Annotated in this window: 6 protein-coding genes; 1 reads left to right on the top strand and 5 read right to left on the bottom strand. The window is 50.3% G+C overall.

Annotated features, from left to right (window positions below; translation table 11 throughout):
• Window positions 1-82 precede the first annotated feature (82 nt).
• Entirely contained in the window at window positions 83-9,421 is a 9,339-nt protein-coding gene (locus G4551_RS06760) for an autotransporter outer membrane beta-barrel domain-containing protein (protein WP_003835698.1), read from the top strand.
• A 152-nt stretch (window positions 9,422-9,573) separates the two neighbouring features.
• Here G4551_RS06760 and G4551_RS06755 read toward each other — a convergent pair whose 3' ends face one another.
• The 5 genes from G4551_RS06755 to rclB all read right to left on the bottom strand — a co-directional run bounded on the left by G4551_RS06755 (window position 9,574) and on the right by rclB (window position 13,121).
• Window positions 9,574-10,341 (bottom strand): putative bifunctional diguanylate cyclase/phosphodiesterase, encoded by a 768-nt coding sequence (locus G4551_RS06755; RefSeq protein WP_003835700.1) that lies wholly within the window; start codon window positions 10,339-10,341, stop codon window positions 9,574-9,576.
• 100 nt (window positions 10,342-10,441) lie between these two features.
• Window positions 10,442-11,023 carry a helix-turn-helix domain-containing protein gene (locus G4551_RS06750; RefSeq protein WP_008319941.1) on the bottom strand — a complete coding sequence of 194 codons (582 nt, stop codon included), beginning with the start codon at window positions 11,021-11,023 and terminating at the stop codon, window positions 10,442-10,444.
• A 21-nt stretch (window positions 11,024-11,044) separates the two neighbouring features.
• Complete coding sequence (locus tag G4551_RS06745) at window positions 11,045-11,740, bottom strand: flagellar brake protein (protein ID WP_003835703.1); 696 nt, start codon at window positions 11,738-11,740, stop codon at window positions 11,045-11,047.
• Window positions 11,741-12,318: 578 nt separating this feature from the next.
• Window positions 12,319-12,879: a reactive chlorine resistance membrane protein RclC gene (gene rclC / locus G4551_RS06740; protein ID WP_003021961.1), complete on the bottom strand. Its 561-nt coding sequence runs from the start codon at window positions 12,877-12,879 to the stop codon at window positions 12,319-12,321.
• 11 nt (window positions 12,880-12,890) lie between these two features.
• Window positions 12,891-13,121, bottom strand: a complete 231-nt coding sequence (gene rclB, locus G4551_RS06735; protein ID WP_003835706.1) for a reactive chlorine resistance periplasmic protein RclB — start codon at window positions 13,119-13,121, stop codon at window positions 12,891-12,893.
• Window positions 13,122-13,223: the final 102 nt, after the last annotated feature.

The raw sequence follows: 13,223 nt of genomic DNA, 5'->3' as shown, positions 1-13,223 counted from the left end.
GGTAGCACATCCGCGTGCCAACCATAGCCAACAACTCAACGTATTAACACATACATAACAGGAATGTAGACAAGGGTTATATATGAACAAAGTTTACAGCATTATTTGGAACGCGGCGCTCGGTATCTGGGTGGTCGTTTCTGAATTAACGAAAGGAAAGAAAAAAAGCAGCTCGCGTAAAACTGTCGCCGTACTGGCAGCTGGCGCATTAAGCGGTGCTTCATTGCTGGCTTCTGCAGCCCAGATTACCGCAACGGGTGAACACGATATTCATGAAGACTTCAAGACAGGTATTTCCGCTGGGGTTTATGAGGGTATCCACGACTACGGCTTCTTATATGAAGATAACACCACCGGTCAGGCACTGAATATCAGTGGTGCAATCCCAACATTTAGCCCGGGTCAAAGCGGCGTTGTTGAATCAACCACTATCCGGGAACTGCTGGAAAGCGGCAAAATCACCCTGCTGGCAACCAGCCCTGACCAGAGCGTAAAAACCATTACCAACTCTGAAGAACTGGCGGAATACTTGACTTACAACCAGTCGTCGACGCCTTCGCAGAGCACAGAATTTGATATCAACGATCCGGCGTTTCCCGGCGAAAAAACAACCATCAAAGTCTTTGATACCAATGAGTTAAATGGTTTTCTTACCGAAGCGCAAGTCGGCGATGCGGTATTAAACACCTTTGATGCTCAGAAATCAGAAATCTATAAGCAATTTGGTATCGCCCTGGCGACAAATGGCTCCATTGCGAATCTGAATATTGGCGACGACACCCTCAATGTGCGTGACAAAGCCAATACCATCGAATTGCTGGCAAAAGATTCCTCGCTGCTGGAAGCGCAAGGTACTGCAAGCCAGGTGAACTGGCAGTCAGATAACTATATAAAATTTAACGCAGCCCCGGTGATCCCTGAAAAAACGTTCACCGGTTCAGCGCAAACCTCCGTGTTTGGCGATGAATTTTCGCTGATGACCTATGGCTATGACGAGGATGGCAAGGTCGTCGAAACCGGGGAGCGCACATTTACCATTACCAACACACAAGAACTGGCCGAATTCAATGACTGGCTGTTGGGCAAAAGCGACGACGCGGCACAAAACCCTGATGGTGAAAAAGTCAGCCAAATCCAGCTGTGGATAGATGCGGAGGAAGTCACAACCGTCACCGCAGCACAAACAAAGTACGCCGAGCTGATTGAAAATCTGCTCACCTCCGGTAAGCCAGCTGACATACTCAGCTGGGATTACGACGTCTGGACCGACGGTTTGTCACATACCAACAACGCGACCGCTGGCCGTGGTGAGTTACATGCCATCTATGCCAACGGCGCAGGCACCTCCGGCACCTTGAACAAAGACGCGATTATTGCCGTTGACGGCAGTATTAATGGCGTGATGAAAGCCATTAATGGTGGGGTTATCACTAACCTTGGTGAGCTGAACGCATTACGCACGTCTACCGGGCAAAGCCTGGCGATTGGCATGCTGGCAAAAGACGCGACGGCAACCAACAACGGGATCATCAACTCCGGGCTGTTTATTGATAAAGACGGCAACCAAAACGTCAACAGCTATGGCGCATTTGGTATGCAGGGGCAAGGCGCCAGTCAAATCACCAACGAAGGTACCATCAACCAGGCGATCACCACCGATAACTTCGGCACCGCTTCTGCCGCCGATCCCTGGAGTAAGGACAAACCCGCTGGCGAGCTGACGCTGGCCATTGGTATGCAACTGTCTGACAATGCTCAAGGGGTCAACAACGGCGATATCAACGTCGTGGACGGGCGCAAAAACGGTGCATCCTACGGCAGCGGCATCGCCTATGGCGTAGAAGTCGCCGACAACGCCACCTTTACCAACAGCGCAGGTGCCTCTATTTATCTTGGCCGTAACGCAAGTGATCCGTCTAAAGATGTCACCATGTCAGGCGGTTCAAGTCTGAGCGCCGGGATCATGACCAAGAGCGCCAAAGAGGTGATTAACAACGGCCTTATCACGCTGGGAACCGGCGTACGTAACGCCGCGGGTATGCTGATTGGTAACGCGACCGGCAACGTCATCAATACCGGTAATATCGTGATCAATGGCGATTCCAGCGCGGGGAGTAGCAGGAACTACGGTATCACCGTGCGTGACAGCGGCGCGGAAAATAATCAGGAAATTCGCAACGACGGCAAGATTAACGTCAACGGCACCAACAACGTCGGCATCCACGTCAGCGCAACTAACAAAAATGCCGAAGCCACGACCAGCGCTTCAGGCTCTATCGTAGTTGATGGTGAAGGTAGTGTCGGTAACCGTAACTATGCCGTCTGGGCTGAAGGTGGCAAAGATGGAAAGGCAGTGGTCAACGTCTATTCCAACATCACGCTAAACAAAGCCGGGAACATCGGCGTACACGTGCGTGATAACGCCGTCGCTAACGTCGACAGTCTGAGTAGCCCGGCATTCAACAGCACCGATCAGATTGGCTATTACCTGTATGGTAAAGGCGCAACTGCGAATATTGGTCAGGCGGTAATGAATGACAACGGGCAAGATCGCACCACCATTTTCCGTATTGCCAATGGTGCAATGCTGGCCGGTAACACCACCACTCCTGACGGTCAGCCCAGCTCAAACCTTGACCTGACCTTAAGCGGCGAACAGTCCGTTGGCGTATTAGCGACGGGCACAGGCAGTAGTGTGGATACCGGCGAAGCCACGTTCACCGTGCAGGGCACCGACTCCGCCGCGCTGCTGATTGAAGGCGGTGCCACAGGTAACATCAGCGATAAAACCACCATCAATTTAACCGGTGAAAGAACCATTGCCGGGGTAGTGGACGGTCAGGCTCATCAGTTGAATGGCAACGCAGAAGGTAGCGCCACTCCGACCATCCTCACTTCAAACGCAAAAATCACTTCAGAAGCCAGCGGCAACAAGGTTATTGCCTATGTGGCAAGGAACCAGGGCAGCCTGATCCTCGATACCCAGGCAATTATCGATCTTGCCAGCACCGACAGCATTGGTGTTAACGTGCAACAAGGCGGGAGTTTAACCAATAACGCGACCGCTGCCTTACATGTGAGTAACGGCATTGGCGTACAAGCTTCGGGTTCGAACGCACAGATTAAAAAATTGGGTCAGATTCAAGTTGATGATGGAACCGCAGGGGTTCTGCTGACCAACGGTGCCAGCCTGAGTATTACCGGTAATGCCGGTGATGCCATCACGACTAATGGTTCGGCCGATGGTATTCGTCTTGATACAGGAGCCGGTAAGCTGGCTGCCAAAGGGGTGATTATTAGCGCCGAAGGTACTGGTGCTGGCATTCAAAACGACGCCAACAATACCGATATCACACTCAACGATGTCACTATCAATGCCAACGACGGTCCGGGGATCCGTACCAGCGTCGCGTTAAACATGAAAGATGGCCTGAATAACATTCTGAACGTTAACGGTAAAGGTACCGGCTTCGCCTTTGAGCAGCGCAATGGTGACGCAGTGACAGGCAATCTGACCATCGGCAAAGGCTATACCGTTGAGGTGCATAACAGCGAAGGCAGCGGTATTCGCGCCAATACGGACGGTAAGGTCACCACCAATGCCAATATCAACGTCTACGACAGCGCAGGTGGTTCTGCAATCATCGCTAAAAATGTTAGCGCAATAGCCAATAGCGGAAAAATTATCTCTGCCAGCACCACCGCACCCGTTATTGATGCCAGCGGTGACAGCAATAAAAAAATCACCAATACCGGTACCCTTCAGGCTATCAACGATACAGCAGTGGCGATTCAATCTGGCAAGGGCAATGACACCATTGATATCAGCCAGGGTATCACCAGTGGCGTCATCAACACCGGAGAAGGCAAGGACACCTTTAACTGGCAAAGCGGAACCTTTGCGGGCGAGGTGAATTTCGCCGGAACCGGCGGCAACAATAAAGCCAACATCGGCAATGTGACGCTGGATAAAACGCGCCATATCACTACCGAAGCCGGCAGTGGCAACGCCCTCACCTTCACCAATACACACGGTAACAGTGCGAAAATTGGCAGCCTGAGCAGCGATAACCTGACCACCGGTACCAACATCGGCACGGGTTGGGACTCACTGACCATTAGCGGTTCAAGTGCAGATATGCGCATCGTCGATCGTCTGCAACTGGCAAGTAAAACCATTGCGGTTACCAATGGCGCAACGCTGCGTACCGGCGATCACGGCGAGTCCACCAGCACTGCCGCGACCATCGCTGACTACAATGTGACGACTCAGGGTGCAGGCAGCCGGGTCATCTTTGACACGCAGGGCGATACGGCGGCTGCGCAGATCTATAACGGCGTCATCAGCGGTGATGGGAAGTTTGAACGCGCGGCGGGCGGCACCACTGTCTTTACCGCCAACAACACCTATACCGGCTCTACCACTATTGATCAAACCGGTACGCTGCAGTTGGGTGACGGCGGAAATACAGGCGGAGTCAACGCCGTGTCTGACATCATCGACAATGGCGTACTGGCGATTAATCGGGCCAATGATGTGCTGCTTGGCGGCGTAATCTCCGGGATCGGTGCGTTACAGCAGATTGGTAACGGTATTACTCGCCTGACGGGCAATAACACCTATACCGGCGACACGACCGTCACCAGCGGTACGCTACTGGTGAAAGGGAATCAGAGTGCCGCGACGGGTGTGACCAAAGTAAGCGGTACGGCGACGCTGGGGGGTAACGGGGTGATCGGCGGCGACGTGCTGATGAACGATGCCTCTACCCTCAGCGCCGGTGACGGCGGTGCGGGTACGTTATCCATTAACGGTAATCTGCAGCTTGGCAGCAAAACGACCTCCGCTTTCGAACTGGGTCAAGCCTATACGCCAGGCGGCGCGCTAAACGATCTGATTAACGTCGCAGGCGATCTGCAACTGGACGGGACTCTGGACGTCACCACTTCACAGGGTGGTAACTTCGGACCGGGCGTGTACCGTATCTATAACTACGGTGGCACGCTGGATAACCAGACGCTGGAATTAGGCGCGATACCGAATAGCCAGGATAAGAGCAATATTTTTGTTCAGACCTCCATCGACAAACAGGTCAACCTGGTGAATGCCAACGGCGTTACCCTGCAGTTCTGGGACGGCGCAACCGTTAATCAGAGCCACGGCGCGTCCGGCATTGAAGGCGACAGCAAAATTGACGGTGGCGATGGCAAATGGATGGCAATCGGCAGTCAGGGTGATAACAACTGGACCACCGCAACCGGTGAGGGTAACGCCCCTTGGGCACAGAAGTCCTTCGCCGTCTTCACCACCAAAGGCGGTACCGTTACCGTGGATAACGCCGCGGGAGAAATTAACTTCTCCGGAGCACAGTTTGATGCCGATGGCTATGTCGTTAAAGGCGATGCGCTTAACGCGTATGCCACCACGGAAAACGCGACCCACGCAGGCCAGACGCCGGGGACTGGCGAACTGCTGGTGCGCGTTGGCGCCGGTGGCGCGGGGCAAAATTATACCGCGACCATTGAGTCCGTTATCCGCGAGGCCAGTACTGCTGACAAGCTGACGCTGGTGAAAACCGACCTTGGCCGTCTGATCCTCAGCGGTGACAACGAGTATCGCGGCGGCACGCGCATTGATGGCGGCACGTTGCAGATCTCCTCCGACAGCAATCTCGGCCAGAGCGGAACTGACCTGGCCATCAATAACGGTTCAACGCTGCAACTGGGCGCGGACCTGACCAGCAATCGCACCATTGAGCTGGGAGCGAATGAGAATGCTGCGGTGTTTGACCTTAATTCGCACCACTTCACGCCAACCGGTGAGATTACCGGCGAGGGTAAACTGAAAGTCACCAGCAGCTCTAGTGATGCGGGCAGCACCTTGTCGCTCGACCGTGCAAACAGCTACAAAGGCGACACTGAAATTGCCGGTACCGGAAACGCCAACAATGTGACGGTCAACGTCAGCAAAACCGGAGCCTTTGGCAGTAATGAAAGCAGCACCGTGAACGTCAATAAGGGTGCGACGCTCAATGTCAGCGGGACAGATACCAGCCTGAAATCCCTGACTATGAACATCGCCGACAGCCTGTTAACGCTGGCGGATAACGTCACCGCCGCAAGCGCAATGCTGAACCTGACGGGCACGGCGAAAGCGGTGTTAACCAACAACGCCAGTGCGGGCAACGCGACGGTTAACGTGTCAAAAGACAGTACCCTGGCGCTGGAAGAAAATGCCAGCGGGGGCAATGCCACCGTGAATAACAGCGGACTGATGACCTTTGCTGACTATGCGATGGCAGAGAACACCGTCGTTAAAAACCTGGTGGGCGGTAAGGTCGATATCAGCGCAGTCGACAGCGCAACGTCTATCGGCTCGTTGTCCGGCGCGGGTAATGTCGAACTGGGCAATAAAGAACTGTCGCTGGGTAATCTGCATCTTGATGACACCATCAGCGGTATTATCAGCGGCAACGACGGCAGCCTGGTAAAAATCGGTGACGGTACGTTGACGCTGACCGGCGATAACACTTACACCGGCACCACGGACGTCAATGAAGGCGTGCTGCTGGTCAACGGTAATCAGTCTGCGGCTACTGGCCAGGTGACGGTGAAATCCGGGGCAACGCTCGGCGGTAACGGTATTATCGGCGGCGCTGTTGATGTGCTGGACGACGCGCATATTACCGCAGGTGCAGCTATCAACAGTGTGGGTAAACTGACTACCGGTTCTCTGACGCTCAGTGATAACGCCCAACTGGATTATCAGTTTGGTCAGGCTTATACCCCGGGCGGTGCCTTCAACGACTTGATTGACGTAAATGGCGATCTGACGCTCGACGGTAAGCTCAACATTGAAACCTCACCAGGCGGAAGCTTTGATGTGGGCGTTTACCGCGTCATCAACTACACCGGCACATTGACCAACAATGTGATGGATATTGCTAACGCACCGGAAGCAGCTGACAGCCTGTACGTGCAGACATCGGTGAAAAATCAGGTCAACCTGGTCAACCACGCCGGACTGACGCTGCGCTTCTGGGACGGCACCGGCGGTGAGAATGGCGAGCTGAAAAATAACGGCGTCATTAACGGCGGCGACGGTATCTGGCAATCCAGCCAGGGTAACGACAACTGGACCACCGATGAATCGACGCCAGAAGGCGCGTTGAACGCACCGTTTACCGATGCCGCATTCGCCGTCTTCCAGGGTGAAGCGGGCAACGTAACCGTCGATAACAGCAAAGGCGATGTCATCATCAGCGGCGCGCAGTTCGCCACCGATGGTTATCGTGTGGGCGGAGAAGCCATTACCACCAACACGGCAAACACCCTGATTCGTGTCGGCGATGGCACAGTAGACGGCGCCAGTTACACCGCCACTATCGACAGCGTTATCCGTGGTACCGGCGGCCTGAATAAAGGCGATCTCGGTACGCTGATTCTCACCGGCGACAATACTTACAGCGGTGGCACCACCATCACCTCAGGGACGCTGCAGGTGGCGGGTGATACCAACCTGGGTGCGGCAGATACGGGAATTACCTTTAATGGCGGTACGCTGAAGTATGGCGAAGCGTTTGATACTGCCCGTCAGGTGACGCTGGAATCCGGCGGCGGGACATTCGACACCAACGGGCATGACGTTTCTCTGCTGACGGAAGTCGAAGGTAACGGTCAACTGACCAAAACCGGTAAAGGCTCCCTCACCCTGACGCTGGATAACACCTACACCGGTGGCACCACCATCGAACAAGGTGTTTTACAACTGGGTAACGGCGGTGATATTGGCAGCATTCAGGGGGATATCATTGATAACGGCGTACTCAACGTCAATCGTGGCGATACCCTGGCGCTGACCGGCAATATCAGTGGTAAAGGCCAGCTGCATCAGACCGGTAGCGGCATTACCGAGCTGCAAGGTGAAAACAGCTACAGCGGCGCTACGTTGATCGCCAACGGCGTGCTGCAAGCGGGTAATACCAACACCCTGAGTAGCGCATCACACCACTATGTAGTCGCAGACACCACGTTGAACACGCAGGGCTATAACCAGACGGTAGCGGGCCTGAGCAACGGTGGCGATGTCTCGCTCATCGGTCAGCAGACTGGCACAACCTTAACCGTCAAAGGGGATTACACCGGCGAAAAAGGGACTATCAACATGGCAGCTATCCAGAATGGTAGCGGAGCAGGCATTGCCGACCGTCTGATTATCGATGGCGGTAAAGCCAGCGGTAGCACACTGCTGGATGTCGATGGTTCTGGTCTTGGCGCGCCGACCATTGGGGATGGTATCGAAGTGGTGACTGCGCTCAATGGCGCAACCACAACCGCGCAAACCTCACGGGATGCCTTCCATCTTGCCGCCGATCGTATGGCTGCAGGTGCGTTTGAGTACCAACTACATGCGGGTAATGCTCAGGGCCAGGGTGAAAACTGGTATCTGAGAAGTGAATACCGTCCAGAAACCATGCTGTATTCTGGCCTCGCCAGCGTAGTACGTCAGGGTGATATTAGCCTGTTAGGTAACATGCACCAACGTATGGGGGACGAGGTTAAACCGGGCATTGATGAAGACAATCGCGCCTGGGCAAGAATGATTGGCTACTCCGGTAAAACCAAACTGGATGATGCTGCCGGTACGCAAACCAGCTCCCATACCATGGGTATCCAGGTCGGCGTTGATATGTATGCTAACGAAAGCTGGAAAGCCGGGATGTATACCAGCATCCTTGATATCGACAGCAACGTGAAAGGCACGAAGACAGGCAGCGATGGCAAAGGCGGTAACATCGACGACAACGCATTTTACGTCGGTGGCTATGCGACCTGGTTCTCGGGTGACGGTATGTATGTTGATAACGTCCTGCAGTACGGTAACCATAAATCCCGCCTGACGGCGACCGGTAACAATGGCTCGTATACCGTCAGAGGCAACACGCTGACGGCGTCGACAGAGGTGGGTAAATCGTTCCGTTTAGGCGCCAGCGCATGGAGTCTGGAGCCTCAGGCTCAGTTGATCTACCAGTACAGCGACTTTGATAACAGCACACTGGATGGTGTGACCCCAACGAAAGTGAAAATGGATACCGCAGACTCCTTTACCGCGCGTCTGGGCGTGCGTCTGGTCGCTGACTATGACACCAACCATGGCAAATTCCAGCCGTACGGCAGGGTTAACGTCTGGCAGGGTCTGGGTTCAAAAGACAAAACGCACTTTAGCAATGCGGTAGCCACCACTACGCTGGAATCTTCACAGCAGTACTCCAGCACTGAAGTTGCAGCCGGCCTGTCATGGTCTATCGACAGAAACCTGCAGGTCTACGGTGAGCTGGGTACGCAATTCAGCAACGGCGGCAGTAAGTCGCAGATCGAAGCGCCGGTCAATGCCTCTATCGGCTTTAAGAAATCGTTCTAAGCTGACATAAACTCGCCAGCCTCCTGTTTAGCAGGGGGCTTTTTTTTGCTTATAGTATTACAGGGGTGGCTGATGCGCGACGCGTATCAGGCCTACAGACTTACCAGCAACGTGGAACAATCAAGGGATTGGGAAACGTAAATACGGAAGGATTAACGATTATATTGCGCTAAGAGTGAAGGGATCTCTTGTGCCTGCACCGGGGGCGAAATGAAAAAGCCTTGAATTTTGTCACAACCAATCTGCATCAACCGGTCCAGCTGGGACTGGGTTTCCACCCCTTCGGCAAGAACTTCGATACCAAAATTATGCGCCAGTGAAATAATACCCTCAACAATCTTTGTCGATCGGGTGTCGGGTTCAATGCCAGTGACAAATTCTTTATCAATTTTTAAGGTATCAAAAGGGTATTTCAACAGGTAATTAAGATTAGCATGACCGGTTCCAAAATCATCAAGCGCAAGCTTGACCCCTATCGCCTTTAATTCCGTCATATTTTTAGCCGCAATCTGACTGTCGTACAGCGGTGACGTTTCGGTGACCTCTATTTGGCATCGATGGACCGGCAATCCGGAGGTGGTAAGATTTTGTCTGACGCGTTGGGGTAACAGAGGATCGCAGAATTCAAGCGCGGAAATATTGACGGATAATACAATGGGGTCAGGCCAGGAAGTTGCAACATCCCACGGAGAGTGAGTAACCATATCTTCAATTGAAATAATATTGCCGCTATCTTCCAGTAACGTAATAAAAACATCGGGAGAGATCATACCCATCTGAGGACTATTCCAACGCATTAATGCTTCAAATCCGCTTATACGCTGGGCATGTAAATTGAAAATAGGCTGATAAACCATATAAAGTTGACTGGTATTCAAAGCCTTTTCAAGCGCGGTTAGCACCTCACTGGAATTAAACATTCCCCTCTCCCTCTACAAATCATAACATTAAAAACCAGTCAAAATCACTCCCGAATTGTATCTACTATTAGGTGTATTACATCAGAAAAGAATGGTCAGGTTAGGGTAAAAAAGACATACGATGGGTAAATCTGACAATTAACTTATTTAAATCAGAGGTATTGGTCAGGCCAAGCTTGGCGACGACTCTCATCTTATGTGCCTGAATCGTTTTATAGTTCAGGCTAACTAACTCAGAAATTTCTTTGGCTGTATAACCACTTACCAGTAAGTTCAGGATCTGCTGCTCTCTTTCGGTTAATCTTTTCTGCGAACGATACAGTCGGGGGTTCCATTTCCCGACTGATAATGTCGCCAATTGACCAAAATCACGCAATGAAGATTTTTCAGTCAAAACTATTATTTTTTCGACATATAATAACTCTACGCATAATTTCGCCACCAAACTATCAGCAACAATCACCACGACGTTATTATAAAATTTGAATCGGTTTTTATTCAAAAACTGAACAATGTCCGAACACGCATGTTCATTATCGATGATATTAAAAACCATGGTTTGATGCTGGCATAATGATGACTGATGCAACATATCCTCAAACTGGAATGTTTGTATCGGTACATGTTTGCTGGTGAGGTAGGCAAACATACCATTGCCCACAAAATTATCACTGCCACACATCAACATCCTGTTCACCGTTCCTTATAAGCTTCTAATCTTGTTACTCATTAAAAATTTAATAATAATTTTCTCGACTTCAGTTTCTTCACGACGATTTTTAAAATCAAACTCACACGAGATCTGATGACAGGAATACAACTGGTTATCCTCATCAAACTCATTGATCAGGACGACATCGATCACTTTTAAGTCCAGTTGTAAACTGCCAAATGTATCGAAATCCAGAGATGCATTTTTAATCACCGCATCTTTATAAAGAAAACGGGCGTTTACATCTTTAACGATTAACGCACAACCACCCTGCGAGATATTTTTAATCTTGAAAGAGTAGTTTTCTCCATTTTTGTAACGACCAAAACAGAAAAAGTCATACCCCTTCATGAAGGAAAAACGCTGATTTTGTCTCTGCTGGGCAAAGAAAATCAAATCCGGTATGAGGTAGGATAATCCTACTTCTGCACCTGCTGATGGGGTTTGCTCGAATCTGGCACTAAATTTCACAATCCCGCTTTCGCTGTGCAGGATAAAGTATTGGACCTTTTCAGGAGCAATGTCTTCGTGCCAGGAGATAACAAACCGCTCGAAATCAACCTTCTCTAACTGCGTGATAACGCTACTGTTTTCACATAACACTTCCAGTTTCGTTTTCTTGTGCAGCTCTTCACGAAGGGTAGCTATGATTTCAAACTTATCTTCCTTTGCTAATCCAAAGCTCATTCTAAAACCCTTATTTCCATATTTAAGATATGTCTCGCGTTTGGTTACTCACAAAACGCGAGATCAGCATCCACCCCTGGTGCTTAATTACCATAGTGGATTCCATGTCGAACAGTTGGTTAAAAATTAAGTTTTTAACTATCTTTAGCCATTTATTGATACGTAAAAACATTTAATCAAAGTTAATTCTAGCTGAAGTCATGCCTAAAACCATGCGAACGTGTTGATTAATTATAACAAAAGTGCATAACAATTTTTTTTAAAGTGTCATTTTGAGATAACAAATAGCAAGAATTGCACAGAAAAAAACAGAGAAAAATGAATGGATTTTGATGGAGGAACTACGCAATATGCGAACTGGTGCGCTATCGAAAGAAGAAAGAAGATGCTTACGTAACTATATTATTAATCAGTAATATAAGTCCGACTGGTTATTGTGGCAAAGCGAATCATTGTATTTCATGTATAACATAAATTTCCCTTAGGGCAGAAAAAAAGGCCAGCGTCCTGCTGGCCCGGTAATTACCGAATCGAACTATAGTGGCTTACTGTCTTGCAGAGGGTACAACGTTAAAAATTCAATACTTTTGCTTAATAATTGATCGGGAAGAATCCGCGATGATCATCACCGCTCCCGCCAACATTAACGTATCTTTTAACACCAACCGTCCAGCACCTGACAAGTACGGAAATCCGTGGTGTAAATCACCCAGCGGCATCACCCATGCTTCTGGTGTGGTTATTAAAAATGATAAAGTTACAATTGGTGTGGCAAATGCCAGAACGCCGCCAATTAATCCCAGCCAACGGCTAACAGGATTAGCCAGCACCAGCAAAGCGATAAGAACTTCGACTACGCCCAGGCCATTTGAGAACGTATACGTGTTATTCGCCGTCTGCCATTCACGAGCCTGCGGTTTGAATTCACCTTCGTGGGTTAAATGTTGTTTGTATTCTTCTGGATGCTCATAAAAAAATGACATTACCGGACTATTGGCGACAAACGGCGTAATGCTGTCGGCTTCGTAAGGTACAAATTTTAATAACCCAATCCAGATAAAAACAATCGCGATACTCAGGCGAATCAAGGTTAATCCAACCCTATCACCTTTGCCCAATATACGAAGATATTTTTCCATTCCGGCTCTCCTCACTTGTACAAAATTGCCGTTGCGTGAGTGCTGCTATCAATGCGCATTGAGGTAATTTTCCAGGAAGTCGCTTTCTTTTCCTGTGCCAGTTTCGCAATGGCATCTTCCACCACGGAAGGAGTGCCAGACACAGTCGATACGCTCACGTGGGCAACCTCGGTTTGCGCTAACACGGAAAATGTCACCGGAGCAGTCAGTAATGCAGTCATTAGTAACGTAGTTTTAAACATGTTCATTTCTATTCCCATTAACAAGTTATTTCAGTGGAAATATAATAAAACATGTCACTTTATTTTATTTCATCCGTAACGCCAAAATAACTGTCAATTAGT

This window comes from Citrobacter freundii ATCC 8090 = MTCC 1658 = NBRC 12681 (assembly GCF_011064845.1).
GTDB lineage: Bacteria > Pseudomonadota > Gammaproteobacteria > Enterobacterales > Enterobacteriaceae > Citrobacter > Citrobacter freundii.
This window is presented reverse-complemented; position numbering and strand designations above follow the sequence as displayed.

Coding starts and splice junctions, on each gene's coding strand:
- rclC (WP_003021961.1), bottom strand. CDS start 12,879: ATGGAAAAATATCTTCGTATATTGGGCAAAGGTGATAGGGTTGGATTA.
- G4551_RS06750 (WP_008319941.1), bottom strand. CDS start 11,023: ATGTGTGGCAGTGATAATTTTGTGGGCAATGGTATGTTTGCCTACCTC.
- G4551_RS06760 (WP_003835698.1), top strand. CDS start 83: ATGAACAAAGTTTACAGCATTATTTGGAACGCGGCGCTCGGTATCTGG.
- rclB (WP_003835706.1), bottom strand. CDS start 13,121: ATGTTTAAAACTACGTTACTAATGACTGCATTACTGACTGCTCCGGTG.
- G4551_RS06755 (WP_003835700.1), bottom strand. CDS start 10,341: ATGTTTAATTCCAGTGAGGTGCTAACCGCGCTTGAAAAGGCTTTGAAT.
- G4551_RS06745 (WP_003835703.1), bottom strand. CDS start 11,740: ATGAGCTTTGGATTAGCAAAGGAAGATAAGTTTGAAATCATAGCTACC.